20 protein-coding genes and 1 pseudogene are annotated in these 24,757 nt (G+C 41.7%); 17 read left to right on the top strand and 4 right to left on the bottom strand.

Going from position 1 to position 24,757, the window contains the following annotated elements:
• Positions 1 to 74 precede the first annotated feature (74 nt).
• The 14 genes and pseudogenes from M9899_04755 to M9899_04690 all read left to right on the top strand — a co-directional run bounded on the left by M9899_04755 (position 75) and on the right by M9899_04690 (position 15,817).
• Positions 75 to 2,510 (top strand): HDIG domain-containing protein, encoded by a 2,436-nt coding sequence (locus M9899_04755; protein MCO5113467.1) that lies wholly within the window; start codon positions 75 to 77, stop codon positions 2,508 to 2,510.
• Positions 2,511 to 2,954 carry an rRNA maturation RNase YbeY gene (ybeY, locus tag M9899_04750; GenBank protein ID MCO5113466.1) on the top strand — a complete coding sequence of 148 codons (444 nt, stop codon included), beginning with the start codon at positions 2,511 to 2,513 and terminating at the stop codon, positions 2,952 to 2,954. It abuts the gene before it with no gap.
• A 126-nt stretch (positions 2,955 to 3,080) separates the two neighbouring features.
• A pseudogene (prfB, locus tag M9899_04745) lies at positions 3,081 to 4,134 on the top strand (peptide chain release factor 2).
• Positions 4,131 to 5,354 carry an ABC transporter permease gene (locus tag M9899_04740; protein ID MCO5113465.1) on the top strand — a complete coding sequence of 408 codons (1,224 nt, stop codon included), beginning with the start codon at positions 4,131 to 4,133 and terminating at the stop codon, positions 5,352 to 5,354. The pseudogene prfB and the gene M9899_04740 overlap by 4 nt, the downstream one beginning before the upstream one ends.
• Before the next feature lie 18 nt (positions 5,355 to 5,372).
• The gene (locus tag M9899_04735) at positions 5,373 to 6,065 is read left to right on the top strand and encodes an ABC transporter ATP-binding protein (GenBank protein ID MCO5113464.1); all 693 of its coding nucleotides are present in this window, start codon (positions 5,373 to 5,375) and stop codon (positions 6,063 to 6,065) included.
• A 33-nt stretch (positions 6,066 to 6,098) separates the two neighbouring features.
• Positions 6,099 to 8,387, top strand: coding sequence for an outer membrane protein assembly factor BamA (gene bamA / locus M9899_04730; protein MCO5113463.1), 2,289 nt, complete (start codon positions 6,099 to 6,101; stop codon positions 8,385 to 8,387).
• A gap of 70 nt (positions 8,388 to 8,457) precedes the next feature.
• Positions 8,458 to 9,003: an OmpH family outer membrane protein gene (locus M9899_04725; GenBank protein ID MCO5113462.1), complete on the top strand. Its 546-nt coding sequence runs from the start codon at positions 8,458 to 8,460 to the stop codon at positions 9,001 to 9,003.
• A gap of 30 nt (positions 9,004 to 9,033) precedes the next feature.
• Positions 9,034 to 9,495, top strand: a complete 462-nt coding sequence (fabZ, locus tag M9899_04720) for a 3-hydroxyacyl-ACP dehydratase FabZ (GenBank protein ID MCO5113461.1) — start codon at positions 9,034 to 9,036, stop codon at positions 9,493 to 9,495.
• A 4-nt stretch (positions 9,496 to 9,499) separates the two neighbouring features.
• Positions 9,500 to 10,303, top strand: coding sequence for an acyl-ACP--UDP-N-acetylglucosamine O-acyltransferase (lpxA, locus tag M9899_04715; GenBank protein MCO5113460.1), 804 nt, complete (start codon positions 9,500 to 9,502; stop codon positions 10,301 to 10,303).
• Positions 10,300 to 11,478 carry a lipid-A-disaccharide synthase gene (gene lpxB / locus M9899_04710; protein MCO5113459.1) on the top strand — a complete coding sequence of 393 codons (1,179 nt, stop codon included), beginning with the start codon at positions 10,300 to 10,302 and terminating at the stop codon, positions 11,476 to 11,478. Before lpxA ends, lpxB begins: the two co-directional genes overlap by 4 nt.
• A gap of 95 nt (positions 11,479 to 11,573) precedes the next feature.
• Complete coding sequence (gene lpxK, locus M9899_04705) at positions 11,574 to 12,629, top strand: tetraacyldisaccharide 4'-kinase (GenBank protein ID MCO5113458.1); 1,056 nt, start codon at positions 11,574 to 11,576, stop codon at positions 12,627 to 12,629.
• Positions 12,630 to 12,634: 5 nt separating this feature from the next.
• Complete coding sequence (locus M9899_04700; protein ID MCO5113457.1) at positions 12,635 to 13,507, top strand: hypothetical protein; 873 nt, start codon at positions 12,635 to 12,637, stop codon at positions 13,505 to 13,507.
• Between the two features lie 65 nt (positions 13,508 to 13,572).
• Positions 13,573 to 14,592, top strand: coding sequence for a DUF3108 domain-containing protein (locus M9899_04695; protein MCO5113456.1), 1,020 nt, complete (start codon positions 13,573 to 13,575; stop codon positions 14,590 to 14,592).
• Positions 14,593 to 14,743: 151 nt separating this feature from the next.
• Positions 14,744 to 15,817, top strand: coding sequence for a hypothetical protein (locus tag M9899_04690; protein MCO5113455.1), 1,074 nt, complete (start codon positions 14,744 to 14,746; stop codon positions 15,815 to 15,817).
• Between the two features lie 171 nt (positions 15,818 to 15,988).
• Here M9899_04690 and M9899_04685 read toward each other — a convergent pair whose 3' ends face one another.
• Genes M9899_04685 through M9899_04670 form a run of 4 tightly spaced genes read right to left on the bottom strand, consistent with a single transcriptional unit; the run spans position 15,989 to position 20,805 of the window.
• Positions 15,989 to 17,212, bottom strand: coding sequence for a hypothetical protein (locus tag M9899_04685; protein ID MCO5113454.1), 1,224 nt, complete (start codon positions 17,210 to 17,212; stop codon positions 15,989 to 15,991).
• Positions 17,209 to 17,610, bottom strand: coding sequence for a hypothetical protein (locus tag M9899_04680; GenBank protein ID MCO5113453.1), 402 nt, complete (start codon positions 17,608 to 17,610; stop codon positions 17,209 to 17,211). The genes M9899_04685 and M9899_04680 overlap by 4 nt, the downstream gene beginning before the upstream one ends.
• Positions 17,611 to 17,627: 17 nt before the next feature.
• Positions 17,628 to 19,037, bottom strand: coding sequence for a sigma-54 dependent transcriptional regulator (locus tag M9899_04675; GenBank protein MCO5113452.1), 1,410 nt, complete (start codon positions 19,035 to 19,037; stop codon positions 17,628 to 17,630).
• Positions 19,030 to 20,805 (bottom strand): CHASE2 domain-containing protein, encoded by a 1,776-nt coding sequence (locus M9899_04670; GenBank protein ID MCO5113451.1) that lies wholly within the window; start codon positions 20,803 to 20,805, stop codon positions 19,030 to 19,032. The genes M9899_04675 and M9899_04670 overlap by 8 nt, the downstream gene beginning before the upstream one ends.
• 166 nt (positions 20,806 to 20,971) lie before the next feature.
• On the opposite strand from M9899_04670, the gene M9899_04665 reads away from it, so the two are divergent.
• Genes M9899_04665 through M9899_04655 form a run of 3 tightly spaced genes read left to right on the top strand, consistent with a single transcriptional unit; the run spans position 20,972 to position 24,721 of the window.
• Positions 20,972 to 21,922, top strand: coding sequence for a bifunctional riboflavin kinase/FAD synthetase (locus M9899_04665; protein ID MCO5113450.1), 951 nt, complete (start codon positions 20,972 to 20,974; stop codon positions 21,920 to 21,922).
• Between the two features lie 53 nt (positions 21,923 to 21,975).
• Positions 21,976 to 23,697, top strand: coding sequence for a type IV-A pilus assembly ATPase PilB (gene pilB, locus M9899_04660; GenBank protein ID MCO5113449.1), 1,722 nt, complete (start codon positions 21,976 to 21,978; stop codon positions 23,695 to 23,697).
• Complete coding sequence (locus tag M9899_04655) at positions 23,684 to 24,721, top strand: hypothetical protein (protein ID MCO5113448.1); 1,038 nt, start codon at positions 23,684 to 23,686, stop codon at positions 24,719 to 24,721. Before pilB ends, M9899_04655 begins: the two co-directional genes overlap by 14 nt.
• The last annotated feature ends 36 nt before the right edge of the window (positions 24,722 to 24,757 follow it).

Below are 24,757 nucleotides of genomic sequence, written 5' to 3'. Positions count from 1 at the left end.
GTTAAGAGCTGATTTTCTTGAGTTTTTAGGTAAGAATGCCTTGGCGAAGCAACATGATGTCAACAGAAGGTGGTATGGATAATTTAACAGGCAAGAACACGTCAAAGCCTAAAACTGTAAGGCGCAAGCGATATGAATCCACGGATCAAACGCGTAATTTTGAAAAGTGGGTGCGTAAATTTAAGCTTGAGAACAATTTCTTTTTTGGTTCTTTGATTGCCTTAGATAAAAAATACTCTTTAGGTCATGTTGCCAGTTGGGCCGCGTTTTCATTGATTTATTCTTTTATCTTGTTTGCGAGCTTTGATTACCAAGCACCGATTGCAGAGGGTGAGATTGCCACGAGCAATATCAAGTCCCCCATAAGTTTCACCTTTGAGGACTTAGAAGCCACAGAGAACAAGAAGATCTCGGCAAAGAACCAAGTGCTGCCTGTTTTTCGATTTGATAAAAGAGAGTTCGATTTATCTTTAGACCGCATATATGATGCTTTTGCATCTTTTCGTCGCTTGCAATCTGAGGGGCTGGGACCTGCAGAGCTGATGCAACAAAAAGCGGACTTTGACAAAAGAATCGGCTACGAGATTCCAGAGCGACTTTTTGAGTGGTTGATTGATAATAGGTTTTCACCAGAAATCAGTTTGGCTTTGCGTACGATCATTGAAAACTGGGGAAGCAACTACCTTGCTGATCACCCTGAAAAGCATTTTATGACGGGCCAAAAAAAGGTCAGCTTACTGATCACTCATAATGGTCAACGTCGAGAAGAGATCACGGTACCTGTGAACCAGCTCAGAGACATTTATAAACGCCGTGCTTTAGAAGACGAACTGCCAGCTATGTTGGCGCGGTTTAGTAAGATTGATCAAAGCCGATTGGTGAACTGGGCTATGAATCTGGTGAAGCCCAACGTGGTGTATGATGAAGAGCTGACAGAAAGCCGCAGAGAAGCTGCTGTAAAAGGCATTCAGACGGTTACAGTTTTAGTGGAAAAAAACCAAATTATTGTGAATGAAGGAGCCATCATCAACGACATGCACGTGCGCATGTTTGATCATGTTCGTAAGGCACAAAACAACGAGCATCGAGGAGCGTTGCCTATTGGTGCTGCCATTGTCTTTTTTCTATTTATTTTTGTCTCCTCTACTCTGGTAAGTTCATTTAAAAACATTGAAAGAAACTTAACCCATAGAACGTATTTGCTTTTTACAGTCTCTTTAATGAGTCTATTGATCTGGAAGATTTTATTTTTTGTTTATGATGCCTCCTTGGTGCAAAAGTTTGGTGATGTTTTTCCTCCAGACCTGTTGCACTTGGCTTTACCCTTTGTGCTTCCTATTTTGATTGCGGGTCTTTTAACGCGTTCGCCATACTTGCTGATTGTGTATGTGATTTTCAATTCCATCAGTGTGTCGCTTTTAACAGGACAAAATTTTGCTACACTTGTATTTTCTATTATTGCAGGCCTTGCGGCATTGCGAACCATTTATTACTGTTCAAATAGAAACGATGTTTATAAGGCAGGATTTATTGCAGCACTGTGTTCGGGTGTGTGTATGATGGCCTTTAGAATTGTAAATCACCCTATCGAATTTTTTGAACTTTCGATTTGGGGGACAGTCCTTGTTGCGGCTGTCGCAGGCGGAGTGTTCAGTTCTATCTTGACCATTCTACTTGTGCCTGTTTTTGAGTATTTTTCTGGAGTGACCTCAAACTTAAAACTTTTAGACTTAGCAAGTATGAATCATCCCATTTTGCAGGAACTGATGGTCAAAGCCCCAGGGACTTACCACCACTCTATGGTTGTGGGGAGCATGTGCGAGGCAGCGGCCAGAGAGATTGGAGCTAACCCTTTATTAAATAAAGTGATGGGGTACTTTCATGATATTGGTAAAATGAAGCATCCGACATACTTTGTGGAAAACCAAAGAGCAGGAGAAAATCCTCATGATCATATTTCTCCCAACCTAAGTAAAACCATCATTGTGGCTCATGTGAAAGATGGTATCGAAATGGCATTGAAAGCCAAGTTGGGAAGAGAGATTGCCGATGGGATTCGTCAACATCATGGGACCACCACGGTCTTCTATTTTTATAACAGAGCCTTACAGAGAGCTGAGCATCCTGAATTGATTAAAGAGGCTGACTTTCAATACCCAGGCCCCAAACCTCAATTTAAAGAGTCGGCCATTTTAATGCTGGCCGATAGCATTGAGGCTGCGGCAAGGTCTTTGGAAGATCCTACAGCAGCCAAATTGGACTATTTGGTGGAAAGTTTAGTCGAGAAGAAGTTTGTGGCGCAACAGCTTGATGAGTGTGATTTGAATTTTGAAGAAGTGTCGTTGATGAAACAGGCCTTTTACCGCATTCTTTTGGGAGTGTATCACCATCGCGTTGAATATCCTGATGAGCACAAAGGTGGCGATAAAAAAACAACGTCCAGTCAGACACAAAAATCTTCTGATTCAGACGGAAATAAGCCTGATGCTGCAAAACTGGTCAATCAATAGATGGAAATTACGATCACCAATCTTCAACATCAGTATCGCGTTCCTCAGGCGTTTATTCTGACTTGGGTGCCTCAGTGTATAAAGGCCATTCAGAAAAAAAAATTACGACCTCATTTTAGTTCCATGCTTAAAAAAGATCTAAGCATTGTCTTTGTGGATGCAAAGACGATCAAAAAATTGAATAAACAATATCGTGGGAAAAATAAAGCCACTGACATTCTCAGCTTTTCAGATCTTTTTGAAGAGCAGCTCGGGGAACTGGTGTTGTGCCCTGAGGTCATTGTGGCACAGGCTCAAAAACAAAAATGGTCTCAGCGACATGAGTATGGATACATGGTGCTGCATGGGATACTGCATCTGCTGGGCTATGACCATGAGGTGGATTTAGAAGCCCAAGAGATGTTCAAACTGCAAGACTCCCTCTTTGCTGCTCTCATGCCTTGAACCTCAGAGCATTCGGTTCTAAACTGAAGGCCTATTCCCGAAGTTATGCGGAGGTTGTGCTTGAGTATAGAGACCGAGTTCTCAGAACAAAAAGGTATATTGGAAGACGTCAGTCAGAAGCTGACCGAGCTTCGGGGGTACCTTTGACATTGATAAAAAGAAAAAAACTTTAAGTGAGCTAGAAGAACGATCTCAAAGCCCCAAGGTCTGGGAGAACTCAGCCCTTTTACAAAAAATAAATCAAGAGATGGCAGAACTCAGAAAGACCATTAACGAATGGTCTGAGGCGTGGTCACGTGCAGAGGATTTAGCAGTATTATTTGAAATGGCCCAAGAAGAGGGCGATGCCAAAACATTTGATGAGGCCAAGGCGGAGTTGTCAGCACTGGATCAGCTGGTTGAAAAATTAGAACTGCAAAAACTTTTAAATGGCCCTACAGATGCGAATGCGGCCTTTGTGTCTATTAACTCTGGCGCAGGCGGAACAGAAGCTTGCGATTGGGTTTCGATGCTATACAGAATGTACACTCGCTATGCAGAAGACCAAGGTTATTCTGTAGAAGTCTTGGAGATGACCGAAGGCGAAGAGGCAGGAATTAAATCCGTGACCTTTTCTGTGACGGGACTCTATGCTTTTGGTTATCTGAAAGCGGAGTCAGGTGTGCACCGCTTAGTGCGTATCAGTCCTTTTGATTCCAATGCACGTCGCCATACCAGCTTTGCTTCGGTGTTTGTCACTCCAGAGATTGATGACGACATTGAAATTGAGATTGAAGACTCGGATTTGCGCATTGATACCTACAGAGCCAGTGGTGCGGGAGGGCAGCACGTCAACCGAACAGATTCAGCAGTTCGGATCACTCACATACCTACCAACATAGTGGTGCAGTGCCAGAAGGAACGCTCTCAGCATTCTAACAAAGATCGCGCGATGAAGATGTTAAGAGCCGCTCTTTATGATTTAGAACTTAAAAAACGTCAGGCAGAAATCGACGAGCAGAATGCACAGAAAAAGATCAATGAGTGGGGCAGTCAGATTCGCTCTTATGTTCTACATCCGTACAAAATGGTGAAAGACCACAGAACAGGTTGTGAAAGTTCCCAAGCCGAAAGAGTTTTAGATGGTGAGATTCAAGAGTTTGTAGACAGTTACCTTAAAACCTTAGGTCAGATGCAATGATAGTGTGGTATGTGCTCAGAACTATTGCGGTCAAAAAAGCGATATTTAATCTATCCACACTGTTTTCTATTTTGAGTTTAGCTTTGGGTGTGGCCACTCTTATGGCAGGAATGTCCATTGTGAACGGGTATGAACGCGCACTGAAGTCTTCGGTGTTTGATGCTTTTGGGCATTTAGTTGTAACTAATGCGTCTTTACCGATCTATGACCTTGAAAGCGAGATGCAAAAGATTCAAGAGGTTGTGACTTTACCTAAGGGCACACATCATTCTCCTTTTGTGCATAAAGAGATCCTTGCAGTGAACAAAGGGCGACTGGTGGGAGCTTTGATTGAGGGACTTGACCCAGAGTCTTATCAGAATGTTTCAGGAATAGGAAACCGAGTGACAGGTGGAGGAGGCATCCGCCTAGAGGTTGTGGATCAAGATAACAGTGCCTACATTGGTAAGGGACTTGCGCAATCACTGGGTGTGGGAATTGGTGACTCGTTTTCTATTGTCTTGCCTTTCTCGGATCAGGATGGGCAGTTAAGGCGTAAGATGAAGCGTTTAAAAGTGGCAGGGCTTTTGGACTTAGGACAGTATGATTACAACAACCGTTATATTTTAACCGACATTGTGAACGCGCGCGACTTTATTGGCTTTTCATCCCTAGCCTCTACAGGCATTAGATTTAAGTTTAAAAATCCTGAAGAGGCAGATCGCGTGCAACGAGAGCTGATGGCATCTGATTTGTCTTATCTTACACAAACCTGGAAGGCGACCAACAGTAGCCTTTTTGAAGCTCTTAAATTTGAAAGAGTGGTTTTGTTTTTAGTATTATCCATTATGACTGTTGTTGCTGCGTTCAATTTGACAACAGGTCTGTATTTAAATGTTTTTAAAAAGACGGTGGATGTCAGCATTCTAAGAACTTTGGGACTTACAGCAAAACAGATATATTTTATATTTACACTGCAAGGGCTGGGCATTGGTCTTTTGGGGTATTTTGCGGGAGTGATTTTGGGTGCCGTGTTGATTGGGACTTTAAATTTAATTTTAGCCTCAGGTTTGTTTTTACCTCCTGAAGTTTACCAACTCAATGCTCTTGTGATTCTACCGAGCGCATTGGATTTAGTATTTATTTTGATAGCGTCGCTCTTGATCTGCTTTGTGGCGACACTCAGCCCAGCGTTAAAAAGTGTGCAACTTCCGCCTGCGGAGGGTTTAAGATATGATTAGTGTTTTGAGGTGTAAAGTATGACATCGGTTCTTATGCAAGCTCATCAGATTCGTAAAAGTTTTCCGCAACAAGAGGGACCAAGTTTGACAATCCTGCATGGGCTGGATTTGCAAATTGGAAAAGCAGAAAGTGTCGCCATTGTGGGTGGATCAGGGGCGGGGAAAAGCACCTTTTTGCAGATTCTAGGCACTTTAGATAACCCCACTTCTGGAGAGATCATCTTTGAGGGACAAAATGTCACAGGTTGGTCTGATCAAGCTCTGGCAGACTTTCGAAATCAAAACTTAGGATTTGTCTTTCAGTTTCATCATCTTTTACAAGAGTTCACGGCCCTTGAGAACGTGATGATCCCATGCCGAATTCGAGGCATGTCGACCAGTGAGGCCACCGAAGAGGCCCAGAAGGTTTTAAGAGATTTAGGTTTGGGGCATAGACTGGGTCACTACCCTTCACAATTGAGTGGGGGGGAGCAGCAAAGGGTGGCTATTGCGCGCGCCTTGGTTCTTAAGCCCAAATTGATTCTTGCAGATGAGCCCACGGGCAATCTTGACGCAAGGAATACAAAGCAAATACAGCATTTATTCCAAGAATTAGTCCAAAAATATGGCACTTCTATTGTGGTCGTGACCCATGACCTTCAGTTTGCCGCTGGTTTTGACAGGGTGATTGAAATGAAAGATGGGATGTGGGAGCATTTAACCTTTGCGTAATTGTGCGTAAGAACTTATGTTATTTCACAGTTTATGAAGATTTTTTCAGGTTTGATACTGCCTCTATTTGTAATGGCCTCTGTGTCGCAAGCACAAGTGGTGAAGTCTATTGGTGTAGACGGTAATCAACGTATCGAAGACCAAGCCATTTTAACCAAGATCAAATCTAAAGCGGGTCAGACTTTGGATCGTAAACAGGTTGCCGAAGACATCCGCACCTTATTTGAGACCCAATTTTTCAATCATATCAAAGTAGATTTTAACGACGGCTATTTGACCTACATTGTGGACGAGCGAGCTGTGATCAGCGAACTTGTATTTTTGGGTAATAAGTCTTTGGACAATGATGAGCTGAGTGAAGTGATCAATGTTAAAACTTTTCAACTCTTGGATAAAAATCTTTTAGATGAAGCGGTCAGTAAGATCCAAAAGGCCTACGAAGAAAAGGGATACTATTTAACCCGCGCCACCTATGAAGTGGAAGAACTTAAAGAGCCTCCAGGTTCCGTTAAACTTAAGATCAAAATTGATGAACGCAGTAAGATTAAGATTAAAAAGGTGCGCTTTATTGGGAATGAGAATCTCAGTGACAGTTTCCTCAGCGCACGTATGCTCACAAAACCTACAGGCTGGTTTGGTATGGGTGGGGCGTTCAAAGAAGAGGCACTAGAGCGAGATGCAGAACTGGTCAGATTCTTATATTTAAACGAAGGTTATGCTCAAGTGAAGATTGATCCTCCTCGAGTCAATATCACTCCTGATAAAAAAGGCATTGAGATTGTTTTTAGACTTGAAGAGGGTCCTAAGTTTAAGATCGGTAGAATTGAATTTAGTGGAGACCTTCTAAAAACTCGAGATGAATTTTTAGAGCTGATCAAAGTGCACAAAGAGGAGTACTTCTCTCAGCAAGTAATCATGCAAGACATGGCCGCCATTCAAGCTGTTTATGGAGATGAAGGTTACGCTTACGCCAATATCATTCCTCGTCCTATTATGAATGATAAAGACGCTATTATGGATATTGTTTTTGATATTCATAAAGGCGAGAAGGTCAAGATTGGCGAGATCAAAATCACGGGCAACACCAAAACTCGTGACAAAGTCATTCGCAGACAAGTGCGTTTGATTGAAGGCGAGCTGTATAACGAAACTAAAAAAAGAGAATCTGTCGCCAACATCAATAGACTTTCTTACTTTAAAAATGTCGACATGCAACCCACTACTGCGGGCGGCGGTGCTTCAGATGTAATGGACTTAAATATTCAAGTCGAAGAGACCAGCACAGGGACTTTGAACTTTGGAGTAGGATTTGGGGGCTGGCAAGGGTTCTCAGTGCAAGGTTCTATGAACCAGATCAACTTATTTGGTCGCGGGGAAAGTCTTGGCGTGAGCATCAACTGGACTGAAAATATTGATCGTTTATTTAACCTCAATTACACCGATCCTTTTTTCTTGGACACAGACTGGTCTTTTGGATTTGATGTGTACCAAAATATTCGTTTACTACCTGACTTCAGAGAGCGTCGTGCAGGAGCCGCTGTGCGCTTAGGACGACGATACGGGGACTTCTGGCGGACTTCCATGCGCTACAAATTTGATAAGACCTTCTTAGAGTTTGGAGACAATGCTTTAAGAGATATTTATCCTATCCCCGCTGAAAAGGCTTCAGAAGGTTTTACTAGCTCTTTGACTGCCACCTTAGAGTATGACCGTCGTAACAACCGCATGTTTCCTACGGATGGATTTTACTCTAGTGCCTCTTTTGAATATGCAGGTATTGGCGGAGACCTAAACTATTCTGAGTTACTTTTGAATGCGCGCTTTTACAGACCTATTTATGGCTCTTTGATCTTTAGAAATAACATGGTTTACGGTTTGCTGTTTGCTAACGGATCAGACAATATTGTGCCCATTAACCAGCTGTACCGAATTGGGGGTCCTAACTCTGTACGTGGTTATAACTTCTTTACCGTGGCCAAAAGAAAGTATTCGCCTCAAGCCTATGTGCAGCTCACGGGTACCCCTAATGCGTGGTATTTAGCGCACCGACCCTATGGCGGAACGCAGCAATTTTACTATAATGCCGAGTTTGAGTGGGGTCTAGTCAAAGAAGCAGGCATCAAGGGCGTGGTCTTTTTTGATGTGGGTCATGCCGATGACAGCCTCAATGTCAGCCGTTTAAAGAGCAGCTACGGTGCTGGTATACGGTGGATTTCGCCTATGGGCCCACTGCGTTTTGAGTGGGGATTCCCAGTAGATCCAGATGAGAGATACGGGGAGAAAAAGATGAACTTTGACTTCTCTATCCATTCCACTTTTTAAGAGACCCTAACGAAACTTCATGATATGAAGATTGTTTAAATTAACAGATTTACATTTCTGTGAGGTGAAAATGAATCTAAAAGCATTAAATTCTAAAGTGGTAAATAAGATTATTGTCGTAGCTCTAGTATCTACATTTGGTGTGATGAGTGTAAAGGCCAATGCCGCAGAAATCAAAATTGGTTATGTGGACATGCAAGCAGCTATTCAGCAAACAAGCACAGGTAAAAAAGCCAAATCAGAATTAGAAAAAATTGCCAAAACTAAAGAAGACGATCTTAAAAAAAGAGAAGCGGCTTTAAAGAAAAAAGGCGATGACTTTAGAAAAAAAGAAACCGTTTACGACGAAAACACCAGACGCCAAAAGCAAGGTGAGCTTCAAAAAGAATTCTATGAGCTTCAACAACTGCTAGGGCAAAGCCAAAATGAATTGCGCATGAAAGAAGAAAGTTTACTTAAGCCTATCGTTGAAGGTTTAAGAAAGCAGATTGATGCTATTGCAAAAAAAGAAGGTTACACCGTCATTCTTGAAAAGGCTGATAATCTAGTTCTTTTTGCTAAAGAAGAGATCAATCTGACAAACCAAATTGTAAAAGCTTACGAAAAAAGTAAGTAGTTTTATTAACCTTTAAAATTGGATTTTAAAATGGAAAACATTGATGTTGTTGGGATCATGAACATTCTTCCCCATAGATATCCGTTTCTGCTTGTGGATCGAGTTCTCTCTATTTCTGCCAGCGCAAATGGTGGACGAGTGGGACGTAAAGTTAAAGCCATGAAAAATGTCACAATGAATGAAGATTTTTTTAATGGTCATTTTCCAAATAACCCAGTGATGCCAGGTGTACTGATCTTAGAGGCAATGGCTCAAGCGGGTGCGATTGGCCATCAGTTAGATGATGACCCAGAAATGCAATTTATGATTGCAGGGGTTGAAAAAGCAAAATTTAAAAAACCAGTCACCCCTGGCGACACCTTGGTGCTTTATTCAGAGATTATTGCTGAAAAAGGTAAGATGAAAAAGTTATCTTGTCAGGCCGAGGTGGACGGAAAGATCGCAGCAGAAGCCGTGTTATGGGCCTATGCTACTCCCAGATCGGAGTCTTAATTTTATGTCTGCACAAATTCATCCTAGCTCAGTCGTAGAAAATTCTGTGAAATTGGGGGCCCATGTTGAAGTCGGGCCTTTTTGTTATATTAGCGGCGATGTAGAAATAGGGGATCACTGTAAACTGTTAAGCCATGTGACGATTGGAAATGCGCAAGCCGAAATTAAAATCGGTCAAGATAATGTATTTTATCCAGGTTCTGTGATCGGTGGTTTACCTCAGGATTTGAAATATAAGAATGAGAAGGTCAAGCTGGAGATCGGTGACCATAACGTGTTTCGTGAATGCACGACGGTCAACTTAGGAACTCCTACAGGTATTGGCATCACTAAGATTGGCAGTCATGGTCTTTTTATGGCTTATGTTCATATTGCCCATGATTGTGTGATTGGGGACCATGTGGTCGTAGCCAATTCGACTAATTTTGCGGGCCATATTATTGTTGAAGATCATGTTAAGATTGGTGGCGCATGTAACTTTAATCAGTTTATTCGGTTAGGTGAACACAGTTATATTACAGGGATTAGTGCTGTGAATAAGGATGTATTGCCCTATACTATTGTTCGCTGTTTAGAAGGCCAACTTTACGCAGTAAGCACTGTTACTAACAAGATTGGCCTGGAGCGTTCGGGGTTCTCTCAAGAGCAGGTGTCCAATATTCACAAAGCGATAAGAATACTTTTAAAAGGCAGTGGCACGATGGAAGAGCTTTTAGAAAAGATCCAAACTGAAGTGCCTATGACCGCGGATATCGAAAAACTTCTTCAATTTATCCGTTCTTCGGAAAGAGGAATTGCCAAAGCATGAGCCATGCACCTTCAGTGTTAGTTGTCGCTGCTGAGGAATCCAGCTGCAAGTATGCTGTAAGAGTCATGCAAGGTCTGCGGCACGAATTAGGTCATGACGTGCGCTTTTGGGGTGTGGGCAATTTAGAAATGCGAAGTCAGGGCTTTGAGGCTCTGGCTCACAGTGAAGACATGGCCGTCATGGGACTGTTTGAGATATTTAAAATTCAAGCTCTGATCCGACAAGCTTTAAAAGACATTTTAGAAGAAGTAGACAAGCACCCACCAAAAGTGGCCTTACTTTTAGACTATGGTGGTTTTAATCTGCATTTGGCCCAAGCCTTAAAAGCGAGAAACATCCCTGTGGTGTATTATGTTTTACCTAAGGTCTGGGCATGGCGAAAAAAACGGGCTCTGAAGATCAAGGCCTATGTGGACCATGCTTTAGCTATTCATCCTTTTGAAGAGAAATTTTTTGCAGATCTAGGAGTCAAAGCCACGTTTGTGGGACATCCGCTTCTAGAAGAAAAGCAGGATTTTTTAAATAAAAAAATTGATGTACAAGAATTAAAAAGAAGTTTGAATATGAAAGAGGGACCAGTGCTTGGGTTGATGCCTGGTAGTCGAAACTCTGAGGTCAGTCGACATTTTAATTTAATGTTAGAAGCAGCACAGAAGATCAAAGCGGTGCATCCCCATCTTCAGGTTGTCGTTTTGCTGGCTCCTGCTTTTACGCAAGAGGTACTTAAAAATCAGGTTTCAGCTCAGTGTGATTTGCCCTTGCACTTTATTAAGCGTGATTCATGGGACATGATAAATCTATGTGATTTTCTGATCACGGCTTCGGGAACTGCGACTTTGCAGGTGGGTCTGTTGCAAAAACCACAAGTGGTAGTTTACAAAATGAACCCCTTATCGGCAAGGTTAGCACGTATAGTGGTTAAGATTCCTTTTTTCAGCTTGATCAACTTGATTTTAAATAAAAAAGCGGTGACAGAGTTATTTCAAGGTGATGCCAACCCAGAGGCGATCTCTGAAGAGGTGTTGGAGTTGATGAAAAAGACGGAGAGGTACACACGGTTACTAGAGGACTACAGTCATCTTGAAGCAGAGATGCAAAAGACCTCGGCAACAACTGAGGTGGTCAAGATCTTAAAACAATATTTCTCACAAAAGAATCAAGATGTGCAGGTGTAAGATAAGAGCATATTTTAAGTGATGAATAGGTTTAAGAAACATGGCGAAGAAAAGAATATTGTAGCTAAAAAAAGTTTTAAAACGGGTTGATAAGAATGAAATGGATAAGACATGTGGTAGGAATAGTGTTGCAATGGGTGATCTTATCGCCATTAAGCATGTTATGGGGCTTTGCTGTTGCCTTTAAAAATATCGCCTATGATTTGAAACTCATCCAAGGTAAGAGTTTGTCTAAACCCGTTCTCAGTGTAGGAAATTTAAGTGCAGGCGGCACAGGTAAAACTCCTGTGGTATTAGAACTGATGCGCATTTTTAATCAAAAACAGATTGCAGTGCTCAGCAGGGGTTACGGCTCACAAGTGGCACGCAAAAAAAGATATCCGCAGTTGGTAGATACGGACACGGAGCCACAAAAATTTGGTGATGAACCCAGTATGATCTATGGACGTTTTCCCAAACAGAAGATCATTTTAGACAGTCAAAGGCGACGCGGAGGAGATTGGGCTTTAGGACAAAATCCCAACTTGGATTTTTTCATCTTAGATGATGGATTTCAACATCGCGCCTTGCATAGAGATGTGGATATTGTGGTCTTTGATGTCCATCAATATCTACAAAGACCAGGGCTTTTGCCTTTGGGCAGGATGCGTGAGCCTTTGAGTTCTTTAAAAAGGGCGAATTATATATTTTTAACGAAGTGGCAGCACCTATCACAAAATAAAGTCAACTCTGTGAAAAACAGATTGAAGTTATTTGCACCCACAGCCAAGATATCTTTAATTCACGCCCAGATATCTAGCGTGCGAAGTGAAAAGCATGACTCCTTACCTGTCAACTATGACGGTCACTTGCAGATGATCTCTGCTATTGGAGCACCAGATACTTTTTTTAAAGATTTAAAAAAACACTTTCCCAATGTAAAAAACATTTATAGGAAAGATTATCCTGACCATTATGATTTTTCTTTAAAAGATATACAAAGGTGTTTGAGCCTAGCAAAACAAAATGAAGCTCAATTGGTGTGTACGACTAAAGATTATATTAAGATTAAAAAATTTGAAGGTGCTGATGAGTTCTTTGTGGCTCATCAAACGGTGGATATCCCTGAAGACACTCTGTTACAGATTTCAGAAGAACTTTTTGAGGAATAGCTATTATGTCACTAGAGCAAAGAGTCTTATCTCATCTTATTTTATTTCCTATTTATCTGTTGCCAAGATTTATGAAACGAGGGCTGGCGTATTTCATCTCTCTGGTTTGGTACTATATTCGGCCACACCGAAAACTAGCCATGATAGATAATATTAAAAGAGCATTTCCCGATAAAGATTTAGCTTATATCAATAAAGTCGCCTTTGATTCTTTTTATAATTGGGCTTTTTCAGCTTTAGAGTATTCGTACTTTCCATATATCTCGCAGCGGCGTCTCAATCAGATTACGGAACTTGTGGGAAAAGAACATTTAGACAATGCTTTTAAAAAAGGCAAAGGAGTTTTGATTTTAGGAACTCACACAGGCAACGGAGAGCTTTCTATATACAGACTATGTATGGAGAAATATCCTCTGTATCTCATTGGGAGAAAGGTAAAAAATCAATTCATCAACGATGTGCTATTTTCCATTCGTGAAAAATCAGGATTGCAGCATCTAGACCCAAGTAATAGTTCGTTAAAAGTGGTAAGGGCCTTAAAGAGAAATGAGGGACTATTGTTTGTGATTGATCAGTTCACGTATCCACCTATAGGCATTAAGTCTACTTTTTTTGGTCACACCACAGGAACAAATTCTTCTTTGGCCTATTTTGCTTTAAAGTTTAATGCAACGGTTGTTCCTGCTCATTCATATAGAAAAGAGGGGAAAGTTATTGTATCCTTGGATGAGGCCATTGAGACAGAGGCTCCTTTTGAGGATTTGAATGAAAACGTGTCCTATATGACACAAAAATATAATACCTGGATCGAGAAAGTGATCACTGAGCGGCCAGAGAGTTGGATGTGGATACATAGAAGATGGAAAAAATATTTTTAATACCCATAATCTCAATGAGTTTACTTTTGGTATCTTGTCAGTCTAAAAGCAAGAGAGTGGAAGAGATGCGCAAGCAAACCCGAATTGAAAGCCCTTACGAAATCACTCAGGTGGAAGGGGCACAAGAAGACTCTGGAGGCGCTGTAGAAGAGGCGGGACCTTCTGCGGTCAAGAAAGTCGAAGCTCCTGCAGAGCAGACTAAGACACCCCCCGTAGGAACTCCATCTAAAGACACTGCCAAGAAGGCATCATCAACAAAGCCCCCAGTGTCCCAAGAGACGCCTAAGACCACACCTAAAAAAGAGACCACTCCTAAGGCTGTAGAAAAACCCAAAGATCAAACCATGAGCGCTCAAGTGCCTGTGGCAGAGGGTAAGACTCCTAAGTTTCCCTTTAATGTAGGGGAAAAAGTAGTGTATTCCATTGCGTTCTTTGCTGTAGAGGCAGGCAGGATGACCATGGAGGTGAAGCCCTTTAAACAGATTCAAGGAGATCAGACCTATCACTTTTATGTGACGGCATTATCTAGTTCAGTCTTTTCTCTATTTTATTCTGTTAAAGACTATGCTGAATCTTTTTGGTCAGTAAAACATCAGAAACCCTATCTGATGAAAATCTATGGCGAAGAAAGCAAATACGTCAGAGAGATCCAGACTTCTTTTAATTGGTCCACAAAAACTGCAAGATACCAAGCTAAGATATTAAAGACAGGGAAGGACCTAAAACATGAGGACCAGTCTTGGAAATTAAATTCTGACGTGGCTCAAGATGTGCTGTCGGCACTTTATAAATTACGCACGTATGATTTAAAGGTCGACTCAACCTATAAAATGCATGTGGCAGAAAAGGGCAAAGACATTGTGGTCACGGCCAAAGTATTACGCAAAGAAGTCTTAAAGACACGTGTAGGTCGTTTTGACACGATAGTGGTGAAACCCACATTTCAAATAGACGGGGATTGGAAGCAAGACGGTGACGTTTTGATCTGGCTTACAGACGATGAAAACAAAATCCCTATTGGATTTGAAGCCAAAGTTAAGATTGGTACTATTAAAGGACGACTACACTCTTTAAAAAGGTCGTAAAAAACTTCTACAGATTTCTAGAGATATCCACCATATTGGAGACAGGTCTAAGGTTAGTGATCTTACATTATCTGACAAAGGTCTAGTTCACTACCTTTGTACCTGTGCCTGACATTTGGTCCAGCCGAAAACCTCTCTGTGAGGGGTTTTTATGAACATCCAGAAAACATTATTCATTTTGTCTTTGATGAGCTTCGTCTTTGGCTGTGATTCTTCAAAAGAATTCAGTTCGACAGTAGATCAATACTCTGTACATGTGACGACATTTGAACAGACTACAGTGAGAAAAAAAGTAGACATCCTATTTGTTGTTGATAACTCAACAAGCATGGCAAGAGATCAAGCTAATATTTCAGTGCAATTTCAAAACTTCATTTCTAGTATTGAACGAGCTGACTATAGGATTGGCTTTATCAATACAGATGCCTCAGCAGTAGGTTATGATGATCACGAAGGCTTTCATGGTAACTTAAAAGCAGTAGGTCCTGCTGGGGAAAAGTATCTTGCACCTAATATGAGTAATTTGCCACTTTTATTTAGCCGTGCGATTCTCAATCAGGTGGATTCTCCATGTACAGCCACAGGAGCGGAGTGTGACGAAGAGCCTATGCGTGCTGTAATGAAAGCCATTGAAAAGCGTAACACAGCGAACGCTGGTTTTTTCAGACCTGGAGCTAGCTTTGTTCCTATTATTTTAACTGATGAAGATGAGCTAAGTACAGGTCTTGCGGGTGCGACCCAACCTTTAGAGTTCTTAGATTATGTTAAACGTAGTTTAAATCTTCATGCTGAAGACATTACTGGATTTGTAATTGCAATTCCTCCAGGAGATTCTGCTTGTCTTACTGCTCAAAGAAAAGAAAGCAGATCTGGTACAGGAGCCAACTATGGAACTCTTGTGTGGTCCCTAGCTTCTCTATCTGGTGGTTTTGGCGTGAGCATCTGTCATCCAAACTTTGGGTCTGAACTTAAAAAGGTCAGTCAGTACTTAGAAACCCGACTTCTATATCAGTCTATTCTATTAGATCCGCCACCAGCCAAAGCCTCATCTATCAAGGTTTCAGTCCGAGATGCTAGAGGAAATCTGATCAAAACAGATTGGAAACTTTTGGGTGGGAATATGTTAAGATTGATCCCTGCGCCACCAGAAAACAGTTTTGTACAGATCAGCTACAAAAAGAAAAACGAAGCGACAACAACTACTGTGGAAGTTCAAACCAAGTAGGCGCATGATCCTAGGTCACCATCTTTTTGGTGGCCTAAAACTCTGTTCTTACCCGAACCTATGCTCTGATCTGCTTGGCAAAAAAACTATTTAATCGAATCTCTACGCTTGTAGTAATAGAAATCCATTTATTTGATAAAGATTCTTATTGTATTGAGAATTTAATTCTGTTTATCTGATTCCAGTACCTTCAACCGAAGACTCTCGTCGAGAAGTTCCAGATCGAGGGCTTCTTGCGTGAGGATCACAAGAAGGTTCTGCAGGAGTGCAACCAAACATGCTTTGTATATTGGGATTGGTTAAAAATATTTTATTGACTCGATCTATAGATGCAGGGTGTGAACTGTCACCTGAGGTTGATGCGGTTTGCTCATCTTGTGGGCCACAGAGATTTTTCATAAAAACCCCAAATGTAGCAATACGTTCGATGTCATTTTTGGGTGGGTGTTTACTGATGTAATCTCCTTGGGCGTGACTGGCCCAAATGTCACAGGCGGCTTCATTGATGGTGTTGTGAGCCGACTTTGAATTGAAGCAGTAAGGATACTCTTGCATCAGTTTTAGGTTATGGGCCTGAAGTTCTTGATCACTCAGACTTGTCTTGCCCGATTCTTTTTGAGTATCGACCAGTTGCTTGGCCAGGTCTTCTTTTTCTTTTTGACTCGGCTCTTGTAAAAATCCTTTTTGTGACAAACACATAAACTCAGGAGTCTTCTTGATATCCTCTACTGAAACGGCAGCGGCTGTTATTGTAGGTTGAGTCTGTGGATTTTGATTTCTAAATAAAATTTTATCGTTCAATGCTGTTATTCCGTATTCGCCATATTTTTTTTGCAAAGGTTGCAGCATTCGGCAGATGTCTATAGAGTGACCCATTTCATGGGCTATAGCTGCCACAAGTGCTGAATTGGGCTGCATCATTGCAGATTTGCAAAGCATAAAAGAATGGGTCTCTTGAAAGTATCCCGCATTGGGATAGGCAGAACTGCATAGGTGTTGATCGTTTAAACTGATATTTAGATCAAATTCAATAGTCTGTAGGCGTTGGATTTGACTGCGCTCTAGTGCAGAGAGGCTGCTGTTCGTGCGACCGCGCCTGATCTTATCTATTAAAGTCTGTCTGACATATTCCACTAAGTTTTTCACTTCAATTTGACGTTCTGGGCTTATGCTGGCGGGAGGGACATTGGAATGATAAATATAGGATTTCCATGATGTATCGTATTCAGGGTTTCGGAAGTAAGTTCCGTCATCTAGATAAATATATTGTGTTCCTTTTTGATCTTTTAAAGCCTTGCAGTTTTTGGTGACGTCCTCAAAGGTACATTGAGGGGCTTCCTGCGCATGAGTTAATAGGGGATAGAGAATGATGAGAAGCCAAGTCAGTCGCATCATTGAGCCACTCGCTTGCGAGTCTGAGACCATAAGCGTCCAAGTTGTCCCGAGAGTTTTGGATTTTCAACAAAACAGACTTTGTGTGTGATTTGTGATTTATGACTATCAAAAACCAAGACGTAATTTCCACAGGAGTCAATGATCACAGGCAAGGCTTCGCCCTTGCTTGTGATGCTTCTAAACTGTTTTAATATTTTTTCGTATTCAGATTTAGAAAATTTTTTTTTACCTTTAAGCTTGTCAACAAGATGATAAATCTCATGGGTGTCTTTGCGGAAGGTGAGTTGCTCCTTACCCCAACCGCCCATGGTGACAGAGTATTCAAAATTAGCTTTGGCATGAGCTAAAGAAGAAAAAAACAGAAGAGGTAAAAAAAGATAAATTTTGTCAATAAACAATTGATCACCAATTAAGCTTAATCAATCAGTTTTTTGACGTCAATTTCATACTTTTTAATCTTTCTAAGAAGCGTATTCTTGGGGATGTTAGCCTGGGCTACGGTTTTATTGATTCTGCCATTATTGGCTTTAAGAGCCTTAATGATAAATTCTTTTTCCATATCCTCTTTAAAGCGATCATAGTTCATTGGTCCAGTGTATTGACCACCTTCCATTTCAATCTTTGTAACTTGCTGATTGATAATGTTTTCAGGTAGATCAGTGACCGTAAGTGTACTGCCTTGGCTGATGACAAAGGCACGTTCAATGGCGTTTTCAAGCTCGCGGATATTTCCTGGCCAATCGTAGTTTTTTAAATTTGCAATAGCCTCAGCACTTAGTCCTTGGATATTTTTTTTATGTACTTTGTTAAACTTATTGATGAAGTGTAAGCATAGACTTTCAATGTCATCCAAACGTTCACGAAGTGGGGGAAGAAAAATCGGCATGACGTTTAAGCGGTAAAATAAATCTTCTCGAAAGCGTTTTTCTTCAATCATCTTTTCTAAGTTTTGATTGGTGGCAGCGATGATGCGGGCATTGGTTTTCACTTCACGATGACTGCCAATAGGAATAAAAGACTTTTCTTGTAAAACACGTAAGAGTTTCACCTGCATTTCAGGTTTTAGTTCTGCAATTTCATCCAGAAATAAAGTTCCATTATTGGCAATTTGGAACATTCCGATTTTTCTTTCATGGGCTCCTGTAAAGCTGCCCTTTTCGTGTCCAAAAAGTTCACTCTCCATCAGATTTTCAGGGATGGCACCACAGTTAATAGCAATGAACTTACCGTTTTTACGTGTAGAAAAAGAGTGAATGGCGCGTGCGACCATCTCTTTGCCTGTTCCGTTCTCGCCACGGATGAGGACAGTGGTGTCCACGTTACCGAGTTTGTGAACAAGACTAAAGATTTCGCGCATACGTGTGGTAGAGCCTACGATATTGGTTTCAGTGTCATCATCAAAAATGGGCACGTTGACTTTAAGGTCAGAAACCATACGACGAGCTTTATTGGCCTCGTTTACTAGTTTTACCAAATCACTGGGTTCCACAGGTTTTTCCAGATAATCAAAGGCGCCTTCTTTGATGGCTCTGACGGCATCGGTCAGGTTAGAATGTGCTGTCATGATCAGAACGCAGATCCCTGGGTCGTGGGCTTTGATCTTTTCTAAAGTCACAAGTCCATCCATCTCTGGCATTTTGACGTCCATAATCACAAGATCACATGGGTTTTGTTTTACAAAGTCTAAAGCCACTTTCCCATTGGGAGCTTCGTTGATGTTAAACGAAGTGTCTTCAAATGACGTGTTAAGAATAGAGTGGACGGATTTACGCAGCTCTTCTTCATCATCTACGATCAGGACGTTTAAATTTTTATCTTTATCCATGAGTTACTCCTGTGGGGATCTTCATTGTTACCTTTGTTCCCGTTTGCGGTGGGGGTGTCACAGTGTCAGTGAGGTCTTCAGTACTCTGACTTTCTATGTGAATAGACCCTTTATGCAGTTCTAGGAAGTACTTTACTAAAAAAAGTCCTAAACCAGAACCTTGGGTGTGATGATTTGGGTCAGCGCGGAAAAACTTATTATACACCTTATCTAGATGTTCTTTTTTAATTCCAGGTCCGCTATCTTCGACCTCAATGACGACAAAATCGCTATTTTCATCTTCATAAGAGCGAATTTTAATGCTGGTGTCATTGTGGGTGTATTTGATGGCATTTTCGATGATGTTCACAATGATCTCACGGATGAGCATAGGATCGGCCTCAATAGAAAAAAGAGGTTCGAGGTCTTGCTCTAAAGTTACATTTTTGGCTCTGGCTGTGGAACGCAGTTGGTCGCAGGCCGACTCAATCAATTCGTTCACATCCAAAGGCTGTTTTTTAACTAAGAAGTCTCTGGATTCCACTTTGGAGAGTTGCAGGATGGATTTGATATAGCGATCCAAATTTTTACTTTCTTTGTAGATGCTGTGCAGGTCTTCCACCAACTCTTGATTCTCAGGAGTCTCTTTAACGCCACTCAGCGCGCGATGAGTGAAGGACTGAATCTTTGCCAGTGGAGTTTTAAGATCATGGCTAATCAAACTTACAAAATTGGTTTTGAGTTGTTCCATAGAGCTTAAGTTCTCTTGTTCTTTTTGCAGTCGCCACATGTTTTGCTCTTTATCAAAGAGCAACTGACTGAGGAACACCACATAAGTCAGAAGTATGGTGCTCACCGCTGAAAAAAGTGGAATCCAAATGTACAGGGCATCAAACAAAAAGAAGGAGAGCGTGATATACAAAAAGCTAAAACTGATCAGTAAGAGTGTAGAGATAGCTTGAGGAAAGTTTAAGATCACGATCGCCGTTAAGAGTGTAAGCAGTAAAATGATAGCCACATAAATATTTACAGGAAGATGTTTGATCCAACGGTTGTGTTTAATGTTATCAATAAGATTGGCATAATACTCTAAGCGTGACATGGTTCCAAAAGGCGTGAGTACAGAGTGTTCGCTGCCCTCTTCGGGTCCAATCAATAAGATTTTATTCTTCAAATATTTGACAGGAATATTGTTGTTCACCACATCGGTGATGGAGTAGCTATGAAAGGTGCCAGGAGCACCTCGATAGTTGATAGAATAGGGAGTGTCCAGAGTCAGAGGTGGGAGGCCTGCTTTTTTTGCGATGGCTTCTGCAAACTGTGGGATATTGAGCGGAGAGATAAAATGTCTTCGCACCACACTGTCGTTATCGGCTTGCAGTAAGCTCAGCCCCACGTTGTCATTAAAAGCGTCACTGAATTTGGGGGTGATGATACGCCCTGAAGATTCAGTCTGGGCAATCCAAACAATAGAAGATTCCGTGAAGTAGCGTTCTAACTTCCAGTTCAGCGGGATATTGCTACCAAAAAAGAAACTCACGCCAATGGCTTGGGGTTCGAGTTTTTTTAGGGCCTCTACAAACTTAAGCCAAAAAACACCGTTCCAATAGTAACTGTCTGTAACGGGTGCGCCTCTATAAATGAGAGATTTAAAAAAAGAAGGTTGCAGTAAGGCATCCCATTCACTTTGAGAGATATGTAAGATCACAATATCTTGATCGAAGTACTGTGGGCCACGGGTGATAAAGCGATGATCGTAGTTCTTGCGACCCATATCGTTGACCAGCAAAACGCAACCTAGAATCCAGCAGAAGAGCACTCTAAAAAGGAGCCCCTTATTTGATCTGATAAAAAAAATCCACTTTGGGATGGAAAGCCTCTTAAACCACGTCATACTGCAACGCATCTTTTACCAAGGCTTGTCAGACAAATCAATTACTTGCAGAGTGTCTGGCATGAAAATGCTCTATTCCATAAACGAGGTCTGCGCTTCTCTTACAGATGAGCCCCTTGCCCTGACCATAGGGAACTTTGATGGGGTCCATCTTGGGCATAAAGCGCTGTTAAAGGACTTAGAGCTTGCGGCCCAGAGCTATGGCTTAAAAAGCTTAGTCATGACCTTTAGCCCCCATCCCAGAGCCATTTTGCAACCCGATCATCCCTTTAGAAATCGACTTTTTTCAATTGAGGATCTCAAAGAACAGATGAGTCAGCTTCATGTAGATGGCTTGTGGATTGAGACTTTCAATAAAGAACTGTCAGAGTTGGCACCCGAAGAGTTCATCAGTAAATATCTGACTCCATTAAACATTAAATTTTTATTAGTGGGACACGATTTTCGTTTTGGAAAGCAGAGATCTGGAGGATTGCCTCAGCTGTTAGAATGGGCCAAAGAAAAGTCTGTTCAGATCAAAGTTTTTAATCCTTACCTAGAAAATGACCAGAGGGTTTCAACATCTTTGATTCGTGAGTTGCTGCTGCAAGGAAAAGTCGAAGAGGTAGCCCATTATCTTGGACGCAAATTCACCCTTGAAGGGGCCATCGAACATGGTCATAAAGTGGGGCAGGGAATGGGGTTTCCTACTGCGAATATCAACATATCGGCCCCCATTTTAAATGGTGTTTATATCACTGAGGTCGGGCTTGAGGGCAAGCTCTATCCTGCTGTCACCAATGTGGGGTTAAGACCCACGGTGAATACCCATTGGGACATTTTAGATCGCAATGTAGAGACCTATATTTTGGGGGAAGACCTTGATCTTTATGGGAAAAATCTTAAAGTTCACTTCCATACCTACCTTCGTCCTGAAAAAAAGTTCGACTCTTTAGAGGCTCTTCGGGCCCAAATTACTAAGGATGTTGAGCTTGCGGCCCAATACTTTGGACTTGAACCCTTCCAAATTTAAAAGTTACGTTTTTTAAATTTCCGCCGATAAAGAGTTATTCGGGAGACTAATTTGTGAAAAGTGGTGCGGAACGTGTGCTTTTAGAGAAGAACTTGATGCCTGTGGAAGAGGTCAAGAGACTTCGAAAGCTGGCAGCAGATGGTAAAAAAAGCTTCTTAAAGGTGCTTCTTGCTGAGGGCAAGATCACTGAAGAAGAGATGCAAGACTTGCTTTCTCAGCGATTTAAAGTGCCTAAACTGGATTTGGACAGGTTTGAGGTTAAAAAAGAAGCCCTTGGGTCTTTAAACCCTCAGGTGTGTCGTAAATACCAAGTGATGCCCATTGCAAAAGCAGGGGGGCGTAAGCTGATTCTGGCTATGGCCGATCCTGGTGATCCTTTTGTGATTGAAGATCTTTCGGCGGTGGCGCAAATGCGCTTAGAAGTGGTCGTGGCTACGGAGTCTGCTATTGAAAGAGCCATCAACAAATACTATGTGCCCACAGGTGATATTGATTCCTTTATGAATATGATGGGTGAAGGTGGTGAAGCCACTATTGCTGAATCAGATATCATTGACGCTGACGAAGATCCCGATAGTGAACATTCTGGTACAGACAGTGCCATTATTAAATTCGTAAATAAAATGTTAGCTGATGCGATCTACAGTGGCGCTTCAGATATTCACGTTGAGCCTTATGAAAAGCGCGTGCGCATACGTTATCGTGTGGATGGGGCTTTGGTTGAAAAGCTAGAACCACCTCAGGGAGCGGCTTCTGCGATCGTGAGTCGTATCAAAATTATGAGTCGTCTTGATATTGCGGAACGACGTCGACCTCAAGATGGGCGTTTAAAAGTTCGTATGTCCCAAGGTAAAGAAATTGACTTTAGGGTGAGTGTGATTCCTTGTCTTTTTGGTGAAAAAGTGGTGATGAGGGTGTTAGACTCTTCGGGTTTAAACGTTGATATTGCTACTCTGGGTTTCCATGAGGATGACCTAGGGGTTATTAAAGATATTATTTCTCGTCCCCAAGGGATGGTGTTGGTTACGGGTCCTACAGGAAGTGGTAAAACTACAACCTTGTATTCGTTCTTAGATGCTATGAACCGTGCGGATGTGAATATTTCTACAGCGGAAGATCCAGTGGAATACAACTTAGATGGGATCAATCAGGTTCAGGTGCATCCTGATATCGGGTTTGACTTTGCGTCCACTCTAAGAAGCTTTTTGCGTCAAGATCCAGACATCATCATGGTGGGGGAGATCAGGGACTTAGAGACAGCGCAAATTGCGTTTAAAGCCGCCTCAACAGGTCACTTGGTGCTTTCTACGCTCCATACGAATGACTCTGTGGGAACTGTGACTCGTTTAGTGGATATGGGGATTCCGTCTTATGTGGTGTCAGAAACGGTCTCTTTAGTTATCGCACAGCGTTTAATGAAGCGAATCTGTAAGTTTTGTATCGAACCCGCGCAGGTTCCAGAAAAAGATTTAAAGATGCTAGGGGTTTCTGAAGATGACCTGCATCTGTACCAGAACTTAAAACGCGGTAAAGGCTGTCACCAATGCAATAGAACAGGCTATAAAGGTCGAATTCCAGTTTTTGAGATTTTGCAAATGACAAACGAGGTGAGAAAATCCATACTTAATGGTGACTCACCTGTGGATATGAAGAAGCGAGCGGTGGCAGAGGGGACATTTCATACACTGAGGATGTCAGCACTCACAAGACTTCGCGATGGCGTATCAACGGTTGAGGAAGTACTTAACTGTTCGGTGCGTGATGATGAAGAATGATGAAAATCAGTTTTTAAAAAAATATTTAGAGCAAACTCAATTTCAAAGCTTATATGTGGCGCCCTTTTCTAGGCTAGCCCTAAAGAATGAAAAAGAGGAGCAAGAGCTTTTGGGACAAGTGCTGTCCCCAGAGGCCACGCTTCGATTTTTTCATAGTCTGTTTGGTGCGCAGCTGACCCATAAGCTTAAAAAAACAGAACGAGTGTCGGCAGAGATTCAAATTCAAGACCAAATGGTAAATGTGGATGCAGTTTTGGTAGAAGAAGGTGTTTACTTCACTTTGACCAAATTGATCAAAACCATTGCGGGTCAAGATTATATCTTTCCACAGATTTTAGATTCCTTTATTGAAGCCTCTTCGGGATTACTGATCACCACACATACACAGCGTATGGAGCTGGATAAAATTGAACGCAGTATTTATCTCAAAAAAATGGGATTAGAATCGGGATCAGGTTTGTATTTCCGATCACGTAAAGAAACGCCCGTCTTTGTGGATGGTAAATTCAATGTGAACGTCGAAGAAGAACAGCGACTCGCATTAAAAGATTTTAGATTTGATTCAGATGTGGTGCGTTTTGGCGAGATCAAAAATGCAAATGACATTCGTGCCATTGGGGACTACTTGGACGCGGGAAGTTTTGTGTTGGCCCATGTGAACAGCGTGAGTGTAGCCGAAGGTCTAGTTCAACTTATGGCTCATACCAACAGCTGGGAGTCCAAGTTCAAGCTGGGACGTTCTTTGGTGGGGCTATTGTCCTTTAAAACTTGGTTTCATGATGGACAAAAAGAATACGCTTATGAAGCCTATCCCTTTTCAAGTATTGCCAAAGAGAAGTTTTGCTCTCTGTCCACGCCAGAGTTTTTAGAGTTTTTTATAAGTGACTTTAAGACAAACGGCTTAGATATCGCTCAGTCTTTACATACTAAGGTTTTAAAAAGGTCTATAGACCTAAGAAAAGCATTTGAACTTGCTCCCGATCCAAGTCATCTTGATTATATGCTAAAAAAATCAGGGCTTTAGAATTTTCTAGCCCAGTTTTTAGTATATCTACTAAAG

This window comes from Pseudobdellovibrionaceae bacterium, from assembly GCA_023954155.1.
Lineage (GTDB): Bacteria > Bdellovibrionota > Bdellovibrionia > Bdellovibrionales > UBA1609 > JAMLIO01.
The sequence above is the reverse complement of the archived record's forward strand: the minus strand, read 5'-3'. Positions and strand labels throughout refer to the sequence as shown.